This is a genomic window from Salinibacillus kushneri, from assembly GCF_900111405.1.
In the GTDB taxonomy this organism is placed as follows: domain Bacteria; phylum Bacillota; class Bacilli; order Bacillales; family Alkalibacillaceae; genus Salinibacillus; species Salinibacillus kushneri.
In genome coordinates, this window is the sequence record NZ_FOHJ01000007.1 from 1 (window position 1) to 23,109 (window position 23,109).

General features: G+C 39.3%; 22 protein-coding genes, 1 rRNA gene, 1 pseudogene and 2 other annotated features. Of the genes and pseudogenes, 7 read left to right on the forward strand and 17 right to left on the reverse strand.

Annotated features, from left to right (window positions below):
* The 3 genes from BMX63_RS11045 to BMX63_RS11050 form a co-directional block, all read right to left on the reverse strand.
* Positions 1–232 (reverse strand): 16S ribosomal RNA (locus BMX63_RS11045); the annotation flags it as partial.
* 387 nt (positions 233–619) lie between these two features.
* Positions 620–784: a hypothetical protein gene (locus BMX63_RS18045; protein WP_177167271.1), complete on the reverse strand. Its 165-nt coding sequence runs from the start codon at positions 782–784 to the stop codon at positions 620–622.
* Positions 785–866: 82 nt separating this feature from the next.
* Entirely contained in the window at positions 867–1,727 is an 861-nt protein-coding gene (locus BMX63_RS11050) for a nucleotidyltransferase-like protein (RefSeq protein ID WP_093135483.1), read from the reverse strand.
* Between the two features lie 129 nt (positions 1,728–1,856).
* Here BMX63_RS11050 and BMX63_RS11055 point away from each other — a divergent pair, with 129 nt between their 5' ends.
* On the forward strand, positions 1,857–2,237 hold the full coding sequence (locus tag BMX63_RS11055; RefSeq protein ID WP_093135486.1) for a YgzB family protein: 381 nt from the start codon (positions 1,857–1,859) through the stop codon (positions 2,235–2,237).
* A gap of 563 nt (positions 2,238–2,800) precedes the next feature.
* Here the strand turns inward: BMX63_RS11055 and perR are convergent.
* The 3 genes from perR to BMX63_RS11070 all read right to left on the reverse strand — a co-directional run bounded on the left by perR (position 2,801) and on the right by BMX63_RS11070 (position 4,910).
* Positions 2,801–3,247, reverse strand: coding sequence for a peroxide-responsive transcriptional repressor PerR (gene perR / locus BMX63_RS11060; RefSeq protein ID WP_093135489.1), 447 nt, complete (start codon positions 3,245–3,247; stop codon positions 2,801–2,803).
* A gap of 155 nt (positions 3,248–3,402) precedes the next feature.
* Positions 3,403–3,957 carry a cob(I)yrinic acid a,c-diamide adenosyltransferase gene (locus BMX63_RS11065; protein ID WP_093135491.1) on the reverse strand — a complete coding sequence of 185 codons (555 nt, stop codon included), beginning with the start codon at positions 3,955–3,957 and terminating at the stop codon, positions 3,403–3,405.
* A 2-nt stretch (positions 3,958–3,959) separates the two neighbouring features.
* Entirely contained in the window at positions 3,960–4,910 is a 951-nt protein-coding gene (locus BMX63_RS11070) for a D-2-hydroxyacid dehydrogenase (RefSeq protein WP_093135494.1), read from the reverse strand.
* 210 nt (positions 4,911–5,120) lie between these two features.
* On the opposite strand from BMX63_RS11070, the gene BMX63_RS11075 reads away from it, so the two are divergent.
* From BMX63_RS11075 to BMX63_RS11095, 4 genes and pseudogenes are all read left to right on the forward strand, one after another.
* A complete protein-coding gene (locus BMX63_RS11075) occupies positions 5,121–5,753 on the forward strand; it encodes an ArsR/SmtB family transcription factor (RefSeq protein WP_093135497.1) in 633 nt (210 codons plus the stop codon).
* A gap of 88 nt (positions 5,754–5,841) precedes the next feature.
* Positions 5,842–7,125 (forward strand): annotated as a pseudogene (locus BMX63_RS11085) (MFS transporter).
* A gap of 84 nt (positions 7,126–7,209) precedes the next feature.
* Positions 7,210–7,659: a hypothetical protein gene (locus BMX63_RS11090; RefSeq protein ID WP_093135506.1), complete on the forward strand. Its 450-nt coding sequence runs from the start codon at positions 7,210–7,212 to the stop codon at positions 7,657–7,659.
* Positions 7,660–7,827: 168 nt separating this feature from the next.
* On the forward strand, positions 7,828–8,799 hold the full coding sequence (locus BMX63_RS11095; RefSeq protein WP_143060151.1) for an AEC family transporter: 972 nt from the start codon (positions 7,828–7,830) through the stop codon (positions 8,797–8,799).
* 214 nt (positions 8,800–9,013) lie between these two features.
* On the opposite strand, the gene bcp is transcribed toward BMX63_RS11095, so the two are convergent.
* Both bcp and BMX63_RS11105 read right to left on the reverse strand, forming a co-directional pair.
* Positions 9,014–9,481 carry a thioredoxin-dependent thiol peroxidase gene (gene bcp, locus BMX63_RS11100; protein ID WP_093135513.1) on the reverse strand — a complete coding sequence of 156 codons (468 nt, stop codon included), beginning with the start codon at positions 9,479–9,481 and terminating at the stop codon, positions 9,014–9,016.
* A gap of 61 nt (positions 9,482–9,542) precedes the next feature.
* Positions 9,543–9,905 (reverse strand): potassium channel family protein, encoded by a 363-nt coding sequence (locus tag BMX63_RS11105; protein ID WP_245732814.1) that lies wholly within the window; start codon positions 9,903–9,905, stop codon positions 9,543–9,545.
* A gap of 341 nt (positions 9,906–10,246) precedes the next feature.
* Here BMX63_RS11105 and BMX63_RS11110 point away from each other — a divergent pair, with 341 nt between their 5' ends.
* Positions 10,247–12,088, forward strand: coding sequence for a monovalent cation:proton antiporter family protein (locus tag BMX63_RS11110; RefSeq protein WP_093135518.1), 1,842 nt, complete (start codon positions 10,247–10,249; stop codon positions 12,086–12,088).
* Positions 12,089–12,130: 42 nt separating this feature from the next.
* Here the strand turns inward: BMX63_RS11110 and trpA are convergent, their stop codons facing one another.
* The 8 genes from trpA to BMX63_RS11150 form a co-directional block, all read right to left on the reverse strand.
* On the reverse strand, positions 12,131–12,919 hold the full coding sequence (gene trpA / locus BMX63_RS11115) for a tryptophan synthase subunit alpha (protein WP_093135521.1): 789 nt from the start codon (positions 12,917–12,919) through the stop codon (positions 12,131–12,133).
* Entirely contained in the window at positions 12,912–14,117 is a 1,206-nt protein-coding gene (gene trpB / locus BMX63_RS11120; RefSeq protein WP_093135524.1) for a tryptophan synthase subunit beta, read from the reverse strand. Before trpB ends, trpA begins: the two co-directional genes overlap by 8 nt.
* Before the next feature lies 1 nt (position 14,118).
* A complete protein-coding gene (locus tag BMX63_RS18515) occupies positions 14,119–14,727 on the reverse strand; it encodes a phosphoribosylanthranilate isomerase (RefSeq protein WP_093135527.1) in 609 nt (202 codons plus the stop codon).
* A complete protein-coding gene (trpC, locus tag BMX63_RS18520; RefSeq protein ID WP_093135529.1) occupies positions 14,724–15,512 on the reverse strand; it encodes an indole-3-glycerol phosphate synthase TrpC in 789 nt (262 codons plus the stop codon). The genes BMX63_RS18515 and trpC overlap by 4 nt, the downstream gene beginning before the upstream one ends.
* Positions 15,509–16,540, reverse strand: coding sequence for an anthranilate phosphoribosyltransferase (gene trpD, locus BMX63_RS11135; RefSeq protein WP_093135531.1), 1,032 nt, complete (start codon positions 16,538–16,540; stop codon positions 15,509–15,511). The genes trpC and trpD overlap by 4 nt, the downstream gene beginning before the upstream one ends.
* A 185-nt stretch (positions 16,541–16,725) precedes the next feature.
* Positions 16,726–17,310 carry an anthranilate synthase component II gene (locus tag BMX63_RS11140; protein WP_093135533.1) on the reverse strand — a complete coding sequence of 195 codons (585 nt, stop codon included), beginning with the start codon at positions 17,308–17,310 and terminating at the stop codon, positions 16,726–16,728.
* Entirely contained in the window at positions 17,307–18,725 is a 1,419-nt protein-coding gene (gene trpE, locus BMX63_RS11145; RefSeq protein ID WP_093135536.1) for an anthranilate synthase component I, read from the reverse strand. The genes BMX63_RS11140 and trpE overlap by 4 nt, the downstream gene beginning before the upstream one ends.
* A gap of 97 nt (positions 18,726–18,822) precedes the next feature.
* Positions 18,823–19,083 (reverse strand) — a binding site (T-box leader).
* Between the two features lie 271 nt (positions 19,084–19,354).
* Positions 19,355–19,601: a binding site (T-box leader), on the reverse strand.
* A 325-nt stretch (positions 19,602–19,926) separates the two neighbouring features.
* Positions 19,927–20,196, reverse strand: a complete 270-nt coding sequence (locus tag BMX63_RS11150; protein ID WP_093135538.1) for a hypothetical protein — start codon at positions 20,194–20,196, stop codon at positions 19,927–19,929.
* A gap of 116 nt (positions 20,197–20,312) precedes the next feature.
* Here BMX63_RS11150 and BMX63_RS11155 point away from each other — a divergent pair, with 116 nt between their 5' ends.
* Positions 20,313–21,605 (forward strand): glutamate-1-semialdehyde 2,1-aminomutase, encoded by a 1,293-nt coding sequence (locus BMX63_RS11155; protein WP_093135903.1) that lies wholly within the window; start codon positions 20,313–20,315, stop codon positions 21,603–21,605.
* Between the two features lie 517 nt (positions 21,606–22,122).
* Here BMX63_RS11155 and BMX63_RS11160 read toward each other — a convergent pair.
* Positions 22,123–22,647, reverse strand: coding sequence for a YceI family protein (locus BMX63_RS11160; RefSeq protein ID WP_093135541.1), 525 nt, complete (start codon positions 22,645–22,647; stop codon positions 22,123–22,125).
* Positions 22,648–23,109 lie beyond the last annotated feature (462 nt).

Here is a 23,109-nt window from a genome sequence, read left to right on the forward strand (position 1 = left end):
AAAGCCGTCTTTCAACTCCTGACCATGCGGTCTGAAGTGTTATCCGGTATTAGCTCCGGTTTCCCGGAGTTATCCCCGACTTACAGGCAGGTTGCCCACGTGTTACTCACCCGTCCGCCGCTCGTTCCACAGACTTCACCCCGAAGGGATCAGCCTGCTTCCCGCGCTCGACTTGCATGTATTAGGCACGCCGCCAGCGTTCGTCCTGAGCCAGGATCAAACTCTCCAATAAAAGTTTTCCTGTTGCTCATTCATCAATGCTATCAAAATAGCGAATTAACGTACTGGTTGTTTTGTTCAGTTTTCAAGGTTCAAAGTCCGTCGCTCTCAAAGCGACCAATCAATTATATCAAGTTACCAACCGGATGTCAATAACTTTTTATATTGTTTTGTGCGCCGTTTCAAGCGACAAATGACAATATAACATGATAAGCAATTGATTTCAATACATAATTTATAACTTATCATCTTCAAAATGTTCTGTTGCCTTGTGAGCAACGATACTTAATGTAACATGAATAGCTGTCTATTTGCAAGAACAAATTTCATAATGTCCTTCATGTTTTGTCGGTGTCGCCTCAAGCGACGAATAATAATATACCATGGTTAAGGAACAGCGTCAATATGTTATATATTTTTTTATTATTACTGATTCATTTGTTTTACAGATGACTTCCACCCAAACCCCTTGACCTGCCATTCCATCATTTATAGAAAATGGATGCCATCTAATAGCAAGTAAGAAACCAGTCATTATTGTAGTATGACCAATAAACCAATCCATTTATGATAATTATCTCCTGCACCAATCATAAACTATGCAGGTATCCGAAAAAAGTGACCCCTTTTAAAAGATGTTTTACTGTTCACACCCAGTACTTACGATGATAAATATTTTTCCCCTTTGTTTCGGTTTTGGCCACTTCTACAATATCCCGCTCTACCAGATAGGCAAGTAATGCACTTAGATCTAAAGCGTACGGCTGCACAGCAGGATGATTTTTCAGTTCTCCTATGGACCAGGTATCACGAGTAACCATGACATCCAGCAAGTATTTAGAACTAATCTTCGCTCTGGAGTTAATAATGAATTCACTTGCCAACAGCATAAGTTCTACCCGCTTTTCCATCGGTTCATGACTTTCAATTAATTCTTCATATAACTTGTAGATTTCCGGTTCAATTTGTTTCACCTGTTTCCAAACAGTAACCTCTGGATGAAGCCCTTTTTCAATCACCGCCAATCTTGCCAAATAATGAAGAGAACGAACCATTTGACTGAATGAATCAAGATATTGCTTTGTCTCATATAAAGAGCGACATTCACGATAGGAGCGAATTAACTTGGCAAACTCAATGACCTTTCGAAGGTTGCGCTTTTCATCAGGAAATTCCCTTAACATTTCCTTTAAGTTAGCCATGTACTCATTTCGATCAAAAACTATTTTTCCTGATAATAGCCATTCCAAAACTTTTCGATATCCACTTGTATCTATCCATTCCTTTAACTGCTTTTCTTCAACAATATGCATAGCAGCGCGTTGATTTTCAAACTCATAATGCTTTACAAACCAGGGTGATTCAGACTCCCTTACGACAATCATTAATATCACATCAAAATTATCAGTTATCGGACTAACCGGTTTTTCCTTCTCAACCATAACAATTCCCAATGTGTTCGAATGACTAGCCCTCTCTTGGTATATGGGTCTTAAAAAATCTTCCATAGTCGAACTCCTCCAAAAAAAATGTACATAAAATATTTCGATAAAATATACGAAAATCCTTTTTTCAATTTCACGACTTCACGTATAATTATGCTATAGTGGAATTAAAGTAAAAGGAGGATAAGCTCTATGGCAGAACTCAAATATAAAAGTAAAATAAATAAAATCCGAAGCTTTGCATTAGGATTGGTTTTTGCCGGAATGATCTTGATGTACATAGGCCTTTACTTTAAAGATACCGCGTGGTTGATGGTTACCTTTATGATTTTAGGTGTGATTGGAATCGTCTTTAGCACGGTTGTGTATTTCTGGATTGGCATGCTTTCAACCAGAGCCGTCCCTGTTACCTGTCCATCCTGTCAAAAACAAACGAAAATGCTTGGGCGTGTGGATGCCTGCATGTTCTGTAAACAGCCTTTAACATTGGACAAAGACCTTGAGGGAAAAGAATTCGACGAACGGTACAACTCTAAGAAATATCAGAAGGAATTACAAAGCGAAGGTGACTAATCTGATTCGAATGTTTCATGTATCCTATACGTAACCAGAATAAAAACCATTCCAATACCCATTTTAGGTTGCGGAATGGTTTTTGGTAGAGAGTGAATTTCCTTATATTATGGTTTCTGTTATTGAAATAAAGAATTCGGTCTTATTGTGGCTTTATTCTGTATCTATATCCAAAAATTCTATCTTCATAATAAGGAATTAATTCTCTAATAGATGTAGGATTTTTCGATTCTGTTGATTTTTCTGGATTGTCACCTCTACTTGCAGGAATTTAGTTTGCGTCGTTCATATTCCTTTCCATTCACAGAATAAACCCTTCACTCCTCCGGTTATTCAGTCTATACGCAAAAATCATGTCCCGTCCTCAGATCATCCTGTCGCCTCAACCAATAATCAAGTCTCTCATCCTTTTTACCCTGTCACTCCCTGTGTTCATTCCCCAAAAACTAAAATAAACACGACTTCCTATCAAAGCAAAAAGACAAGTTTACCAAATAAAAAAAGCCAGGACCCTTATAGGTTCCCAGCTAGCATGTATACATAGTTCGTGTTTTAATACACCCTTAATGACTCGCTTTTGCGAGATCTTTACAATCCTCACAGACACCGTATACTTCCATCCGATGGCGACTAATATCAAAACCAGTGATTTGTTCAGCAATGGATTCCACTTCATCCAATCGTGGATAATGAAAATCAACTATTTTTCCGCACTGATCACAAATGATGTGATAATGGTCTGATGTATTGCAATCAAATCTACTGGAGGAATCGCCATACGTAAGCTCACGCACTAAGCCAATTTCCCGAAATACGCGTAAATTATTATACACGGTCGCTACACTCATATTCGGAAATTTACTTTCCAGTGCCTTATAAATATCATCAGCAGTCGGATGTTTCTCTGATTGAATTAGGAATTCCAATACTGCATGACGTTGTGGAGTAATCCGAACGCCGGAGTCTCTTAAAATATCCAGTGCCTCTTGGAGCTGATCTGACACCGCCATGCACCTCGCTTTCAATCGTATATTCGTTATCAGCATTTACTTTCATTTAAATTTAAAGAGATACTTATAATCAATTTATTATTACATTACAATTCTTACAATTAGTGTATCGCTTAATTTTCACGTTTGTCAATAAATCTACCTTTATTTATCCATTATATGTCTGTTTTTAATGGGGTTTCCGTTCCTCCACACTGCTCATTTACATATCGGGCCGCTACAAATAGGAAATCAGAAAGTCGATTTAAATAGGAAATCGCTTGTTGGTGCTGCTCCGAGTCTATGGCTACCGCCTTCCGCTCTGCTCTTCTGGTAACCGTTCTTGCTACGTGCAATGTGGCCGATGCCTGGTGTCCGGATGGAAGGATGAAGTTCTTTAGAGGGGTTAAATGCTGATCAATTTTGTCAATTTCCTTTTCCAGCTCTTCAATATGCTCCTGCTTTAGCTTCCAGGTTACTTCTTTTCCCTCAGGAGTGGCAAGCTCTGCCCCTACATGAAATAAGATGGTTTGAATCCGTTGCATAAAGGACATAAAGTTGTCCTTATCTTCCCAGTTTTCCTCATTTAAATAGCTTAATGCAAGGCCTATCATCGAGTTTGCTTCATCACATGTTCCGTATGCTTCCACTCGTGCATGATTTTTTTCTACTCTGTCACCATAAATAAGTGAAGTTTTTCCTTTATCCCCTGATCTCGTATAAATTCTCATACTTAATACCCCCGTTCTGGATCAATGATATTTATAAAATCGGTTTGATTATTTAAGTATTTTTCAAGATTTGCTTCAAATATTTCGAAGGCTCTTGGTTGATAATAGCGGGATATCCCCGAAATATGAGGAGTAACCGTTACATTTTCCATATCCCAGAATGGATGATCTTCTGGTAATGGTTCCTGCTCGAAAACGTCTAATACAGCGTGGCGAATCTCATTTTGATTTAACGCCTTAATCAATGCTTTCTCGTCTACCGCGTCTCCTCTACCCATGTTTAAGAAAATCGCCTGATCTTTCATCGCTTGAAAATGGGACTCTTGATAAATATGCTTGGTATCGTCCGTACTTGGAAGTACAGAAACAATATAATCCGCTTCCGGAAGCTTCTCTAATAATTGATCGATTTGTCCCGTGTCATCAAAATATTTGGCAGGACGACCGCTTCTGGATAGCCCGATGGTTTTCATTTGAAAGGCCTTCGCTAATCGTGCCACTTCCTGCCCAATAGCTCCTGTTCCCACGACAAGCATGGTTTGGCCATACATTTCTGTCATATATACAGTACGGTCCCAGTGATGCTTTTGTTCATTATTATAGAGGATTTTTGCCTGTCTGGAGACCTGTAGTAACATAGAAATCGCATATTCAGACATCGGAATCCCATGAATCCCTCTTACATTCGTGACGAGAATGGATTTTTCCCGAATGGTTCCAAAAGGCATTTTATCGACACCAGCTGAAATGACCATAATCCACTTTAAGTTTTCGGCTTTATCAATATGATTATCTGTTAAATCTTCTCCATATGTAATTAATACTTCTGCTTGAGGCAGATAGGCTTCCGCTTCTTTTATATCATCACAAAATCGAAATGTAAGAGATGGATAAGAATGCAATAACCTATCCTGTATACTGCGTTTTATCCGACATGTTGTCAGGATCTCCATCACGATTCCCTCCTCATTCTTGCTTCGTTCTTCTATATTACAGCATACCTGATTTTGACTTGTATTGCATTCCCTATACTATATATAAACGAAACATTATTTAATTATTAAAAGTTTTAAGAATTTCATTGTCTTTCAACGAAATACAATGTATAATACAGTTAAATTATTTTTACCGAGTAAAGTATTTAAACAAATAGGTGATGAAAAATGGACCCATATAAAATCATAAAAGAGTACGAACAGCTCAAAACATTAGGAGATCCATTCCGCTCCAAATTGATTATGCGTCTGATTGAAAAGCCCTACACAGGTCAGCAGCTATCCGAAATCTTTAATCTGAGTCGTGCGAGAGTTCACTATCATCTGCGCGAGCTTGAGAAACACGGATTTATTCAAGTAATTAGAAAGGAAGAAAAAAACGGCATTATACAGAAATTTTATCAATCTGTTGCTAAAGGGTTTGTTTTGAGCGACGAGCTTTTGCCTCATGCGAAGGAAATCAGCAATGCAACTCGTCAAATAATGTTTGAAACCTTGGACCGAACCCGAACGAGAATTTTAACTGCACCAGATGATGCCTTTAAAAATGAGTCTGAGGAAACGAACCCGGCTAATTGGAAATTTATGTCCAGCCAGTGGGAGCTGAAAACAACGGAAGATAAATTTAAGGTATGGGCCAAAAAGTATTATGAACTGATGCATGAGTTAGGTGAAATGTCCAGAGAGGAGGAAAACAATCCTGAAGCAAAGTCTTATTACTTTTTAAGCATGGCCTTTCAAATGGAGGAAGGATTTTTCAAGCAAATGGAACAGGATGAGAATCAGGACGATGATGAATAGAAGACCTGTTAAGACAGGCTCTATTTTTTAAACTAACGGTAAAATTAATTTTACTGAGAAAATTATATTGAAGGAGAGAAAAGCTATGATGTCGGTTTTAAAGAACATGAACTTTTTGAAGCTCTTCAGCGGTCGTATCACAACAAATGCTGGCGACAGTATTTATTATGTAGCAGCTATGTGGCTTGTCTATGAGCTAGGAGGATCTGCTTTTTATACAGGACTTGCCGGTTTTCTAACATTAATGCCACAAGTGTTTCAGTTTTTAACAGGGCCGATTATTGACCGGGTTTCCATTCGTAAATTATTAACATTTTCACAAGTAATCCAGGCCATTCTTATTCTTTTTATTCCTATTGCACATTTGCTCGATGTACTAAATGTGACCTTAGTATTACTTGTCATGCCTTTTATTTCGCTATTAAATCAAATTGCCTATCCAGCTACTTCAGCAGTCATTCCTTTACTTTTACCTAAAGAGCAATTAACAAAAGGAAATTCCCTCATGTCCTTTGCCTACTAGGGAATCGATATGGTGTTTAATGCGGTTACAGGATTGCTGATTACACTTTTTGGTGCCATCACCCTCTTTTGGACAGATTCGGTTATCTTCTTAATGGCAGCGCTTCTTTATTGGCGTATGACGATTAACCAAGGACAGACAGAGGAAAAAGAATCTGTGAAGGGTTTCTCTATTAAGGGGCAAATCAAACAATATGGGCATGATTTAAAAGCTGGTTTTCAAGTTGTATTAGGGTCCGCCATTGTCAAAATTTTTGGGGAAAATATTGCAGCGAACTTTGCTTTAGGGGCAATGATAGCCATCCTCCCCTCTTATGCTGATTTCCGTGGTGGTTCCGGAGTTTATGGAGCGTTATTAGCCGCTTTTTCAGCAGGTGTTCTCGTTGGGTCTCTTTGCGCTCCTTTATTTGAAAAAATACCAGTTGGACGAATCACAATTGTAAGCTTTCTATTAGGAGCAGCCTTTTGGATCAGTTCAGTTTACATGCCTATCAATGAGATAAGTGTTGTTTTGTTTGGTCTATGTTCCGTTCCAATCGGCTTAACCAATGTACTCTTTTATACCATTTTACAGGGTTGTGTCCCGCAAAAGTTTTTAGCACGGGTCTTTTCCGTTATCGCAAGTATTAGCACATCCGCTATGCCACTTGGGTCGTTGGTAGGTGGGACACTAGGCAGTATCTACTCAAGTCAGGCTGTATTTTTAGGAGCAGGGTTTAGCTTTCTCTTTATTTCTATATATATCACTTTAGTACCTGTCTTAAGAAACATGCCTTCCGTTAAGAATGCCAAGATTGAGGATTTTCACTTTAATAAAGAAATTCTTGATCAGGAGAACGTATCCATTTAGTCCTTTTTTTTAGAAAACATCCCCTTTCTTACATATTTTTTGTATCATTGTAAACTTTAATAAAAGAAGAAAGGGGAATTAACGATGGGAACGTACTTAATCAGAATAGGAGCGGTATTACTTTGGGGAAGCTTAGTTTTTATCCCCAGAAAATCTATTAAGCGATTTATGCCTGTTACCATTTTATCTTCTCTTATCACCATGACTGGAACCTTCATCGGCCTTAACTACAATCTTTGGGAAATTAAAGGAAACGCGAGACGAAAATTGTGGAATGCGTTGACCCTTGTTCTTGGTTTATTCCCACTCGGTAATATATGGATATATCATTTAACATATGGGAATTTTAGAAGGTATGTACTTGCAAACCTGTTGAATAATATCATCTATGGACTTCCGATTATTACTTTCTTAGAAAAGATGAATTTTATAAAGTACACGAAGTTCTCCCGTTTCCACCACATCGTTGTCGCGATGATTTATTCCACCATTCTGTATGGCTATCAAAATCTGTATGATCACTCCGAAAAGTAAAATTCTACATAAAAAATGGAAGTAAGACACCTCCAATCAAACCGTGATTGGAGGTATTTTTTTGATAAACTCTATGACTTAAGGTACAGTAATGAAATTCGGCGAAAATTCTGATAAAATGGAGTAATTGCTGACATCATAGATTGGATAGAAAGAGAGGTTTTGTCGGTGGATTTGATTATTAATGTCATTATTCCAATTTTTACTATCATTCTGTGTGGTTATCTTGCTGGGAGATTAAAGCTTGTTTCGGTTGTCGGAGCCCAGGCTTTAAATAATTTCGTCTATTATTTTGCCTTACCCGCATTGTTATTTTACTCCTTATCGACCACTCCAATTGAACAAATTACAAATTGGCCTTTTATCAGCCTTAATCTCGTTGTAGCACTGATTTGTTTTTTGACCGCAGTAATACTGGCCAAAAAACTGTTTAAAAAATCCTTACCGGATGCTTCCATGTACGGAATGGCCGTTTCTTATGGGAACACCGGGTTTTTAGGGATTCCATTTGTTGTGGCAGCATTTGGAGAAAAGGCGGCCGTACCTGCAGCGATTGCTACGTTTACATATGATATCATTATCATTACGCTTGTGGTCTTATCCTTTGAAATTTCTTCTACATTAGCGAATAAAGCAAAGCACACCAGTCGCATGTCTTTTCCTTTGAATGTATCAAAAGCAGTTTTTCAAAATCCCATTAACGCTTCGTTACTGTTAGGAATTCTTGCTTCTCTCCTGCAGCTGCCGATTCCTAAGTTTGTCCAGGTATTTACAGACACTTTGGGTGCTGCCGCAGGACCTACGGCTTTATTTGCTTTAGGCCTGGGACTATTAAGTGAAGAACAATCTGTAAAAATAGATAACACAGCCAAAAAGGAAATGGGTGTCATCATAGGACTCAAGTTACTTTATATGCCGATTGTAATGGGCATTCTGGTTCTATTTGTGTTTTCCCTTGATAATGAGCTATGGACAACAGTCGCTATTCTTTTATCTGCATTGCCAATAGGGGCATTACTAAACGTGTTTGCCGATAAATACCGTGTACTCTCAAACTATGCACCTATCCTGATTCTACTTTCTACTATTATATCAATCTTTACACTGTCCGGGATTCTGATTGTGATGGAAAGTTTATAACTACTCACTTAAGGATGGTTTGATTATGGGGGATATTAAATTCTTTGCATTTTTTACTAAAAACTACTATCTATTATAACCAAGGCCCCTAGGCAAAATTAATCATCAAGCTGGTTTTTTTAGCCAGTAAGAGTAAACTTGACTGGCGAAATAAAAACGAAAGCAGCAAGGGATCATCTTCTATCGGATGACCCCTACCTGTTCTTTCCATAATCTACATTTCCTCTTTAATAAATTGAAGTGCCTCTTCCACATGCCCGTCTACTTTTACTTTACGGAATTCCTTCACAAGATTTCCTTCTTTATCGATGATGAAAGTCGAGCGTTCAATACCCATTGATTCTTTACTAAAGGCTTTTTTTAATTTCCAAACCCCATATTCTTCTGCCACTTTATGGTCCTCATCAGCAAGAAGCTGGAATGGAAGGTCATGCTTATCAATAAACTTTTCATGACGATCGACAGGGTCAGGACTGATACCAAGAATCACAGCATCCAGATCTGCAAAGCTTTCATGATGATCACGGAAATCACAAGCCTCCGTAGTACAGCCAGGTGTCATATCTTTTGGATAAAAGTATAGAACGACATTTTCCCCCCGAAAATCAGATAGCTTCACCGTTTCACCACTACTGGCCGCAAGTTCGAAATCGGGTGCTTTTTCACCAGTATGTACAGTCATGGAAAATTCCTCCTTTTGGTTTTAGAGTACCGAATATAGAAGGGAAATTCAACTTACAGGCTTATTTTCGGTAGTCCTGGAGAACTCGTACAAAAAATGCAGCTGGGAGAACATAGCCAATCATGGATTCAAAAAGAGCGATAAATTTACCAATGCCAATTGGAGTAATATCACCATATCCTATTGTCATTAATGTCACACCGCTAAAATATATGGCATGTCCCAGCCGGTCCCATTGGGAAGTACCAAGCAAATGTCCTTCATCTAACAAAGGGATTCCCTGTTGAGATAATAAAAAATAAAAAATCCCAAATCCTGTCATAACGGTTAAATATATGATGACTAAGGTGTAAAACTGATCAAAGGAAAACCGTCCCCTTATTTCATCTCTCCGCTTAAAGAAGGTGTAAATACTTGTAGACATAATATAAAAAATTAAAAGCGTTGAAAACCAAAAAACCATAGGCATCACCTAATACAATTTATGCAGGCATATTGTGAAACATACAGCATATTTTATATCTAGCTATAGTCTCTGAACACATCTATTTCATCCCCTCCCTGGATAATGTATAAAAAAGATAAAATGACAAAACGTACAGGTAAAAGCTACATAAAACTACTTTAATACTGTAAAGGATGTGGGGACAGTCCCGACATCCTTTTTGCTTTATTTTTAGACGATTATATTGTATATTTAACCTTTAAATAATAGGAGGACTATACTTTAACGTCTTAAAAAACCCATATAGAAAGGAAGGTCGTATGGAAGGACACACTTCAGTTACATCGTTAATTATTGTTTTAATTGCTGCATTTATAACGCCAATTATCCTGAAAAGGTTAAGATTAAATATAATTCCTGTTGTTGTTGCTGAAATTATTGTAGGCTTAATCATCGGTAAAAGTGGTTTTGATATTGTCGAACCTGATCCATGGATTACGATTTTATCCACTTTAGGTTTTATCTTTTTGATGTTTTTAAGTGGGGTAGAAATCGACTTTTCCGTTTTTAAAAACAATAAGAAGAAACAAAAGAATGGTAAGAAACAGCCCAATTCATTCTTTGTTGCATCCATTGTATTTGGATTAATATTACTTGTTTCATACCTCATTTCTTTCGGACTCGACATGATGGGATTAGTGGACAATGTCTTTTTCATGACGCTTGTGATTTCCACAATCTCACTTGGTGTAGTTGTCCCTACACTTAAAGAGGCAGAAATCATGAAGTCCGGAATTGGCCAGATTATACTCATTGTAGCTGTACTGGCTGATTTGGTAACCATGATTTTGTTAGCTGTATTTGTATCTTTCCAGGAAGAAGGAGGAAATACGTGGCTTCTCCTCTTATTATTTGCAGCCGGTATACTGCTTTACTTTGGAGGGAAATTCTTTAGAAACCGGCCATTCTTTGAATCGTTAACTACTGGAACTGTCCAAATCGAAACAAGAGCGATTTTTGCTTTATTAATGGTATTAGTAGGATTATCCGAAACACTGGGTGCGGAAAATATTTTAGGTGCTTTCCTTGCTGGTGTGCTGGTTTCTTTACTATCTCCAAAGAAGGAAATCATCGAGCAGCTTGATTCATTTGGTTATGGCTTTTTAATTCCGATTTTCTTTGTGATGGTTGGAGTTGATCTTGATATATGGGCTTTATTCCAGAATAAGTCTGTCATTATGCTTATTCCGTTATTGTTAATTGGCTTATTGGCATCGAAATTAATACCAGCTCTCGTTTTAAAACGTTGGTATGACTGGAGAACAGTTTTTGGGTCTGGATTTATTTTAACGTCTACTCTATCATTGGTTGTTGCGGCTGCCGAAATTGGTCAGCGTATTGGTGTTATCGAAAATACGATGGCATCCGCTTTAATTTTACTTGCGGTCATTGCTTGTATTATTACGCCAATCCTGTTTAAGAAGGTATTCCCACTTCAGGATGTGAAAAGTAAGAAGAGGAATGTTAAAGTGGTCGGAGCTAACCAGTTAACACTGCCACTAACCAATGAACTGGACAAAAATGAATTTGAAGTATGCTTGTACCACACGAAAAAAACCGAAACCATTGATCCAGAAGTGGACCGTTCTAAATTTAAGGTGATTGGTATTCAGGATTTTTCTATTGAGGAAATGGAACGAAACGAAATTTTTGATACGGACATATTAGTGGTGTCAACCAATAGTGACGAGCAAAACTTTGAAATTTCCAAACACGCTCAGGAGCTTGGAAATGACCACATTGTGACAAGAATTGAATCACCAACACTAAGTAAAAAACTTAAAGAATATAATATTAACGTTTTTTCATCCTTCTTCTCCACAAAAGCTATGATGAAGGCTATGGTTCAATCACCACACGTTGCTGATATCTTCACAACATCCGAGGAAGGATTAATTGAAATTGAAATGCACAATCGCGCCTTCCACGAGGTGGAATTGCGTCGCTTCCCATTCCTGGGTGATGCGATTATCGTCCGGATTTTCCGGGATAATGAGTCGATTATCCCCCATGGTGATACGGAAATTAAACTCGGCGATCGCCTTATCGTAACCGGAAGCGAGGATAGTATACAGGAACTACGTGAAAAGATGAATGGATAGAAAAAAGGATGTGCGGACCCTCCTCACATCCTTTTTAACATGTTAACGGATTGTTTTTGATTGACCTGCTTTTGCTAGTTTTTCTATTTCTTCCTGGTTTCCTTCTTCCCATAACGAGATAATTTTACTACCCACAACCACTCCATCACATTTATCCCCAATATCTTTTACCTGCTCTGGAGTTGAAATTCCAAACCCTGCTAAAACAGGCGTGTGACTGTACTTTTTAATGCGATTCAGATAACTTCCTAAATACTGATTAACATTTGATCTTTCCCCTGTTATTCCATTCACAGTAACAGCATATACAAAGCCTTCTGATGCTTCAACGATTTTTTTAATGCGCTCCTCAGGACTTGTTAGCGTTACTAATTGAATAAGTGCAATCTCCTCTTGCTTCAGATATGGGATGATTCCGTCTGCCTGTTCAATGGGTAAGTCAGGGATAATCAATCCACTCACACCTGCTTCCCGGGCATCCCGGCTAAAATTCTCCAGTCCATATTTATAAACCGGATTTAAATAAGTCATGAAAATCAAAGGAACCTGCAAATCACTTTTAATATCTGTTAAGTAAGCCAAAATGTCCCGTAAACTTGTTCCCTCGTTTAATGCGCGTGTGCCTGCCTGCTGAATCGTGGGTCCATCTGCAACAGGGTCAGAAAAAGGAATTCCTATCTCGATTGCGGTAACACCCGCTTTTTCTAAAAAGGATATCTTTTCTCCAAGTGACTCTAATCCTCCATCACCAGCCATAATATAAGGAACAAATGCCTTATCACCGCGAGCTTGAACCTGTTGGAAGGCATCATTTAAATAAGCTTTAGTCATGTTCCCCACCTCCTAGAGCAGCTTTGACCGTTTCCACATCTTTATCACCCCGTCCAGATAAACATATGACAAGCGTTTCTTCTGGTGACATTTCTTCAGCAAGCTTTGATGCGTAGGCAATCGCATGCGAGCTTTCCAAAGCAGGAATAATTCCTTCTGTTTTACAGAGTAATTGAAAACCCTCTAATGCTTCTTTATCTGTGACAGATGTATAATCAATTCTTCCCTCATCCCGTAAATAGCTATGCTCAGGACCTACACCTGGATAGTCGAGTCCAGCTGAAATGGAATGGGCTTCCTGAATTTGTCCGTCTTCGTCCTGTAGTAAATACATCATTGCCCCGTGCAGGGAGCCTACGGTGCCTTTGGTTAGGGTTGCTGCATGCTTATCGGTATGAATACCACTTCCGGCCGCTTCCACCCCGTACAATTTGACCTGTTCATCATCTACAAATGGGTAAAACATCCCCATTGCGTTACTTCCGCCACCTACACAAGCGACAATGGCTTCCGGGAGACGATTTTCCAACTCAAGAAACTGCTCCTTCGTTTCTTTTCCTATTACACTTTGAAAATCGCGAACCATTTTCGGGAAAGGATGTGGCCCTAACACAGAGCCGATGATATAGTGGGTATCCTCCACATTGGTTACCCAATAACGCAGTGCCTCATTAACGGCATCTTTTAAGGTTGCACTGCCTTGGTTTACACCAACCACTTTCGCTCCTAGAAGTTCCATGCGAAATACATTCAGCTTTTGCCTGCGAATATCCTCATCTCCCATAAAAATAACACACTCTAAATTAAGCAAAGCACAGACGGTAGCCGTCGCGACTCCGTGCTGTCCGGCGCCTGTTTCAGCGACAATTTTTTGCTTGCCCATACGAACCGCTAAGAGTGCCTGGCCAATGGTATTGTTAATTTTATGGGCACCGGTGTGATTGAGGTCCTCCCGTTTTAAATAAATCTTCGGTCCTCTTAATTCTCTCGTCAGATTTTCAGCAAAATATAAGGGATTTTTTCGACCAATATATTGTTCTAAATAAAAGGTTAACTGACGATGAAATTCCGGATCGTTTTGCGCTTGTTCATAAGCCTCCTCCAGTTCAATCACCGCCTGCATTAATGTTTCCGGGATATAGCGCCCTCCATATGGACCAAATTGGCCCAGTTGATCAGGTTGTTGATAGGTTGTCATTTTATTCCTCCTTTTTTGCCTTTTTTATAAATACCTGTATTTTTTTCGGATCCTTTTCCCCGTCTGTCTCTACACCGCTTGAGACATCTACTATTGCTGGTTTCACTTCCTGAATCGCAGCCTGAATATTTTCCGCCTGTAATCCACCGGCAAGTATCACCTTTTCCTGTGGGATATTCATGTCTTTTAGCCATTGCCAATTGAAGGTCATCCCACTACCACCACGGTATTTTCCACCAGGACTATCAAATAAATAATAGGCTGTGTTGTATTTCCTTGCCTTCTCAACATCTTCTTTTTCGTTCAATTGAAAGGCCTTAATAACTGGAATGGGAATTTCCCTGCAAAACTCAGGAGATTCGTCTCCATGAAGCTGGGTAAAATTGATACCTACTTTGTTAATGACTTCGAGTACCTGGTTAAGCCTCGGATTCACAAACACGCCCACCTTTTTTATATGTGGTGGAATGTAACAGGCTAATTTCCGAGCCTGTTCCACAGAAATGTTACGCTTACTTTCCGCAAACATCAAACCAATAAAATCTGCTCCTCCGTCCACTGCTGCCTTTACTGCTGAAACATTTTTCACGCCACAAATTTTTACCTTCATACTTGATCACTCATTAAAGGCACTACTAATTCATCAACCGTTTTTTTAATGTTTTTTGATTTCATTAATGTCTCACCTACAAGGATACCTTTAGCACCAGTCCTGGTCACTCGCTCCGCATCCTCTGTTGTCCGAATACCACTTTCACTAATGAGTAAGGTATCTGACGTACGAATTTGCTTGGCCAGTTTTTCCGTCACTTCAGGATTCACTTCAAAGGTTTTTAGATTACGATTGTTGATTCCAATTATATCAACCCCCATACTAAGGGCAATCTGCAGTTCATCTTCATTATGCACCTCAAATAAAACCTCTACATGATTCGCTTTTGCTTCGTTATATAAATCGAGAAGCTTTTCTTTCGGCATGGCGCTAGCAATAAGTAAAATAACATCCGCTCCATGTGCCTTCGCACGCTTAATTTGTACACGATCAATAATAAAGTCCTTACATAAAATCGGAACCTCTACAGCTTCTCTGATTTGAGCCAAGTCATCCATCGTTCCCTTAAAAAACGGTGTATCCGTTAAAACCGATATCGCTTTGGCACCCGCGTTTACATAGGATTTGGCCTGCTCAACAGGATTTACCTCTGCATCAATATCTCCTTTTGATGGGGACGCACGCTTTACTTCTCCTATGACACTTAACTTGTCGCTGTTCATAAAAGCTTCGTACAAGGAATGAAAAGAATAATAAGATTCCAGCTCTTCCTGTGGATTTTCTTTTAATCTTTGAACCTCTTTTTCCTTTTCTTTTAAAATATCGTCCAGTATAGTGGTCATGCTTCTTTAGCTCCTTTCGCACGCTTTTGACTATATTCAATAAGGTAGTTCAGCTTAGATAATGCGGCACCAGATTGAATGCTTTCTCTGGCTAATTCAATCCCTTCCTTCAGTTCATCTATAGTGCCGTGAGCGAGCAAGGCAAGACTTGTGTTTAATAACACCGTTTCATATTGCGCACCCTTTTCTCCTTGTAATACCCGAAGTAAAATATCTGCATTTTCCTGTGCATTTCCCCCTCTAATGGCTTCCAATGGGTAAGTGTTTAACCCCACTTCTTCCGGATGAACCGTAAAACGCTGCAACTCTCCATCAGCTAACAGAATAGCGTGATTTTCCCCAGCCAGGGAAGCTTCATCCATAAAACCCGCTCCATTTAGGACAACCGCACGTTTACGCCCTAAATGATGAAGAGCCTGAGCCATCATTTCCAATCCTTCACGCTGATAAATGCCTAACAGCTGGGTTTCCAACTCAACTGGATTAATAAGAGGGCCTAATAGATTAAAGACCGTTGGCACTTTAAGATCCTGACGCACTTTCATAATCCGCTTGATTTTTGGATGAACATGGGGAGCAAATAAAAAAGCAATACCATTTTCCGCTAGTAATGCATCCACCTCATCTACCGTAAAATTCAGCGCAACCCCCAGAGCGTCAAGAACATCAGCACTTCCTGTTTTACTGGAAACACTGCGATTTCCGTGCTTTGCAACCTTTAATCCTGCACCTGCCAGAACAAAGGCGGATGTAGTACTAATATTAAAGCTGTGTGAACCATCCCCACCTGTGCCACAGTTATCCATAATATCTGAATACGATTTGGAAAAGGGAAGGGCGTGACGTCTAAGCGCCTCTACAAATCCGGCAATCTCCTCTGACGTTTCACCTTTCATTTTCAGCCCCATGAGAAGAGCAGCAATTTCACTATCTGAAATAGAATCTTCAAAAAGCAGTCCGGCCGCCTCACTCATTTCAGAAACACCTAAATTTTCCCCGTTGGCTAAAGCTTCAAGATAGGCTTTCATCATGAATTTCTCCTTTCCTTTTTTTGATAGGCTGTGTTAAATTTTATTGTTGATTTTTTACCAAGTTGGTTGAAGCATATACGGGGGACCCCCGCAGGAGACCCGCGGCTCGCCGCAGAAAGCGAGCGAACTGGAGACAAAATCAACTCCTATGATTAACAGAGCCTTTTGATAAACTTTCGTGCTTATAAAGCAGCAGCTTCTGTCTTCTTAATAAAATTTCCTAAAATACGTTTTCCTGTTCCCGTCCCAATTGACTCAGGATGAAATTGCAGTCCATATAACGGATACTTTCGGTGTTGGATGGCCATTAACTCCCCATCATCCATCGCCGTTGCAGTTACATCAAAAGGTGCTGGGAGGGTATTCTCTTCAATCACCAGAGAATGATAACGCATCACTTCAATTGGAAGAGAAATATATTCAAACAGCCCTTCTCCTTTATGCTTTATAGAGGAGGTTTTCCCATGTTTCATTTGTTCAGCTGGTTTGATAGTTGCGTCAAATGCAGCACCAATCGCCTGATGACCAAGGCATATTCCTAAGATTGGAATGCTCTGATAAAAGGCTTTTATAATGTCGATACAGCCTCCAGCATCTTCCGGGTAACCAGGCCCAGGTGATAAGACAATGGCTTCAGGCTTAAGCTTTAGAATTTCTTCTACTTTGATTTGGTCATTTCGTCTGACCATGACCTCTTTGCCTAACTCTCCCAGATATTGATACAGGTTATACGTAAAAGAATCATAATTATCGATTAATAAAATCATTTCTCCACCTCCAGCAGTGCCTTTGCTTTTTGCAAGGTTTCCTCATACTCTTTATCAGGAACAGAATCCATAACGACACCAGCTCCAGCCTGTACGTAAGCCGTTTGGTCTTTTATCATCATGGTTCGTATAGCGAGCCCTAAATCAAGATCACCGTTTCCATTAATGTAACCGACAGCTCCTGAATAGGCGCCACGTTTTGTCGGTTCTAACTCATTCAAAATCTGCATCGCTCTAATCTTAGGAGCACCTGATACCGTCCCCGCTGGTAAACATGCCGCTAACGCATCCAGACTGCTAAGGCTCGGTTTTAACCTCCCTTTTACTTCGGACACAATATGCATCACATGCTGATAACGCTCAATATCCATATACCTGGTTACTTCCACAGAACCGATTTCAGAAACTCTCCCAACGTCATTTCGTCCAAGATCGACTAGCATCCGATGTTCAGCCAGTTCTTTTTCATCTGCTAACAGTTCCTTTTCCAGTTTTTTATCTTCTTCCTCGGTTTGCCCTCGTTTTCTCGTTCCTGCAATCGGATTAGTGATGACTTCTTGATTTTGAACTTTAATTAAACTTTCAGGGGAAGCACCCAGAATAAGATAATCCTCAAAGTCGATATAAAACATATAAGGGGATGGATTAGATGTCCTCAACTTACGGTAAAAGGTGAATGCGTCTCCTCGAAAATCTGCCTGAAGTCGCTGGGATAATACAGCCTGAAAAATATCCCCTTGTTTGATGTGATTCTGAATGATTTTAACTTTCTCTTCGTACTCCTGCCGAGTAAGATTACTGGAAAACTCACCCGTTTCCATGGAATCTGTCTGAAACTCTGTCTTCGTTGGCGTTTTTAGCTGCTTTTCCATCGCCTCCAGCTCGTTCTCCATTATTTGTTCCGTCAATAAGCCCGACATATTAAGAACCACTAAGTAGACTTTTTGCAATTTATGGTCCATCACGACGACCTTTTCATAAAAAAGAAAATGAATGTCCGGCATTTCCAGATCATCCTCCGGAAGTTCTCCAATGTCCTCAAACTGACGAACCGTATCATAGCCTAAATAACCTACCCCTCCGCCATAAAACGGAATAGGTAAATCCATTTGTATATCACCAAGCTCCTTTTTAATCAATTCCAGTGGTGAGGTTTCCAAATGCCTGGTTTTGTATGGGGAGCGAAATTGCTGCATTGTACTCTTTTTACCGGTTCCTTTAATCGCCAAATAAGGATCACTTCCAACCATGGAAAATCGTCCTGATGCTTCATGCTTCAGTGAGCTTTCCAGTAAGAATTTCTTCGGCCCTTTTAACCGGTGAAAGATGGATATAGGTGTTAGCGTATCCCCTTTGATTTCTTTTACCTTCGTTTGAATCGTTCGACCTGACTCTAATCCTGTCTGTACACTCATCTCTGAACCTCCTTTTTATCGTTCAAAATCGTAAGGGATCTTAATTCCTTTTAGACCTAATAAAAAAAACCTCCAACTGCACACACAACATGTGCAATTGGAGGACGAATCACCGCGTTGCCACCTCACATTGGTTCTTAAAGAAAACTTAAGATACCCACTCATTTCAGGTACGAAAACTTCTGTCTTATACCCTATCCTGATAACGGGGGAGGCCGTTCTTCCCTACTTTTGCTCTTCTTAGTTCAGGAAGACTCTCGTAAGTCCATTCCACAACCCTATCATACCAGGCTCTCACCATGCCCAGGCTCTCTGTGATGAATCGGGTCTGCGTACTCCTCTTACTCATTGATTTTTATATTTGGTTATTTCATTTAAAAACTGGATATATTTAGCTGAAAAGCAAATCGTTATGTTGAATTTCATGGTGGCCAGATTTTATTCACCTTTGACTCTATTCATTTGCCACCTTCTTGATTTTATTTGTTAGTCAGCTAGGTTTATTTGCCTGGCAGCACCTAACATTTGCCAAAACTTCCGGCTTATTGGCTCGCTCCGCAAAGCTTCATCCAGCTCCACTACCATCACCTCAGCACAATCCCTTTACCATACAAAAAGGGTCCCCCATCCAAAAGGACGAGGAACCCGTGGTGCCACCTTTATTCATTGCCAATACACTCTTTCAGCATCTACACAAAATATTGTTTCAATGCCTATCTCTTGTAACGATGAGATCTTCGCCAAAGCCTACTTTCCAAAAGGAGTTCGGTTTGGAGGCTCAGAAGTCCATTCACCTTCATCTCCGCACTGGTTCGCAGCTGCCACCAGCTCTCTGAAGCTTCAACGAAAGCTACTCCTCTTCATCGGCGCCCAAAATATTTATCCGCTGTTTGAATTTATTGATTATTATAATAATGTCCAAAAAACAAAATGTCAACAAAAAATTTTTATCACTTTAACGCTTTAAAAGAGTTGGGGACAGTCCCTATGAAAATCTGATTCCATTATACGATTATCTCCTGCCACTAATAAGGCAAACTCCCCCTCAGCTGTTGCAAGTAAAGGATACTGTTCATCAAAATGAAACGTTTCAAGCGTTCCGCAAAACAATTCCTTCTGAGGTTAAGAATTCAATCTTTTGCGCAACTTCTTCACTGACATACATATACTTCTCATCTTCCACATAACTAATATATTCGTCCTATTCGGTTTCAATCCGTACTTTTTCAATAAATGAATAGACACTGTTAATTGTACCGTATCCAATGTTATGCTTTTGATCATACCAGTGAGTAGGCACCAGATTCTTTCCAGTTAAAAATTGAACGGTATAATCTTCTTTTGTGCCCTCAATTTCAAATAATGCGGCCGTCATGGGTGAAAATTGTTCTTCATTAAATCTCACCAGGACGAACCAGCGATTCTGATAGGAAAGGGAGAAAGTTATTTTTATATCTTTTATCCCAAACACTTTATCGCTTTAAAGGGGTACGGGACAGTCCCCACATGCTTTAAAGCATGTGGGGACTGTCCCAAGATTTCGTTTATGCTACAATAAGAAAGGATATTGAAATGGGAGGTATGAGCATGGATATTACAAATTCTGAGAAATTATATAAAGAAGCCCAAGAGCATATTGTTGGTGGGGTGAATTCTCCATCCCGTGCGTATAAAGGGGTTGGTGGAGGTACACCAATCTTTATGGAGAAAGCAAAAGGGGCTCATTTCTGGGATGTGGACGGAAACAAATATATTGATTACTTAGGCGCATATGGCCCGATTATCACTGGACACGGTCACCCACACATTGCAGAATCAATCACGAACGCTGCCCATAACGGTGTTTTATACGGAACCCCAACAGCTTTAGAAAATAAATTTGCCAAAATGCTGAAAGAAGCTATTCCATCCATGGACAAGGTTCGTTTTGTGAACTCAGGAACCGAAGCTGTAATGACCACCATTCGTGTAGCCAGAGCTTATACAAACCGTAATAAAATTATTAAGTTTGCAGGGTCTTATCACGGCCATTCGGATTTGGTTCTCGTTGCAGCAGGATCTGGACCTTCAACTTTAGGCACACCTGATTCAGCCGGGATTCCAAGTTCCATCGCTGAAGATGTAATCACGGTTCCATTTAACGAAATTGAACCCTTTAAAGAAGCTTTAGACAAATGGGGAGGTCAAATAGCTGCAGTCCTTGTAGAACCTATTGTCGGGAACTTCGGAATTGTCGAGCCAAATGAGGGCTTTTTAGAAGAGGTTAAAACATTAACCCATAACGCAGGGTCACTGCTTATCTTTGATGAAGTAATTACAGGATTTCGTTTTACATACGGAAGTGCTCAGCAGCTATTACACGTAGAACCTGATATGACTGCTTTAGGAAAAATCATTGGCGGCGGACTGCCAATTGGTGCTTATGGTGGTCGTGTAGACATCATGGAACAAGTAGCACCACTGGGACCAGCCTATCAAGCTGGAACCATGGCTGGTAATCCTGCTTCTATGGCGGCCGGCATTGCCTGTCTGGAGGTCCTTCAGGAAGACGGTGTTTACGAAAAGCTAGACAGGTTAGGAGCAAAGCTTGAGAATGGGATTCTTGAACGTGCTGAAAAACACGGTATCCACATTACCATTAATCGCTTAAAAGGAGCTCTCACTGTATTTTTCACAGATGAAAAAGTGGAAAATTACGATCAGGCCGAGGCTACAAATAAAGAGCAATTTGGCACCTTCTTTAAGCTTATGCTTGATCAGGGCATTAATTTAGCACCATCCAAATTTGAAGCGTGGTTCTTAACTATTGCCCACACTGATGAAGATATTGAACAAACATTAAAAGCCGTTGATTATTCGTTTGAGCAAATGGCTGTTTGATCATATACAATTTTTATTCACTCCCCTCCCAGCTGTTCGGGAGGGGAGTTATTTGTAAAGGAAAGATCACGCTTACTATATATTCCTTCAATAATCAAAAGATTATTCAGGCAAACAGCAGAATGAGCTTTTTTATTGCACTTTCATGAATATTTAATTGCTTTTAGCAGATGATTGTGTTAAGATTATCAATAATTCAGAAAATTTGATTTTCATTCTTTCGTTCATTTCTTACCCTTTTTATGATTTGAGCAATCATTTTGCTCAAACTCCCTTCCTTTCTAGTTTTCATTGGCTTTTGCAGATACTATCTGCAAAAGCCTTCTTTTTTTATAAAAACTGAACAAAAGGAAAAAGGCCAGAATGCGATGGGCCAGAATAAACCATCAACTAATAAACCATCAACTGCCTTCTAGGTACAAAATGAAAAATCAACTATTCATAACATAAAGCCAGGAAACAGATGAACTGCTCCCTGGCTTTATTGTTTATTTCTGGCTTAAAGGCTATGAAGTTTTTATGCTGGATTTAATTCTAATTCTACTTTGATTTTTACGTCCTTACCTACTAAAACGCCACCTGTTTCAAGTGGTGCATTCCATGTAAGGCCGAAATCTTCACGGTTAAATTTCCCCGTTGCTTCAAAACCATATACTTCTCCACCCCATGGATCTGTTCCTTTACCACCAAATTCGACATCAAACGTTACTGGTTTTGTTTCGCCTATGATGGTTAGGTCACCTGTTACTTTGTAGTCATCGCCATCTTTTGTAATGCTTGTTGATGTAAAATCTACCGTTGGATACTTTTCAACATCAAAGAAATCCTGGGATTTAAGGTGATTATCACGATCTTCGTTACGTGTGTTAATGCTTGCCACATCAATTTTGAACGAAATAGATGCTGTAGTAAGATCCGTTAAATCTTCGGCCTCTACTTCTGCAGAATAAGAATCAAAAGTTCCTTTTACTTTTGATACCATCATGTGTTTTAACTCAAATCCAATTTCTGAGTGGGTCTGGTCTACTGAATACTTCGCCATTTTTATATTCCCCCTATTTTAATAATCTTGAATTCGAAATATTTATTAAAAAAATATAGCTCAATCTTTGGTTTGTCCTTTGTCTCGAATTCATTTAATTTTAATTCGAGATTAATATACCATATATTCATGAAACATGTCAACAGACTGATTTGAAAATTTTAACGACCATGCTGCGTAAGGAATGCGTTCAAAAAATTTGATTGGAGTCTAGACCTGCTTTGTAAAACTTATCATTTAGCTTTGACTTATTTGATATAGCATGACCAACTTTAATTGATTTTTATTGTATTCTTCAATCTGCGATACCCTTTAGTAAAATTATTTATTTTAAAGAATTCTACCCTATTTTTCAACCTCTTTTAAATTGATTAATTCAGTTTTCTAAATAATTTTTAAGAATTCATCCATCATTACGATTTTAAAACCAGAATGGTATCAATTAAGCCAAAATTACTTACC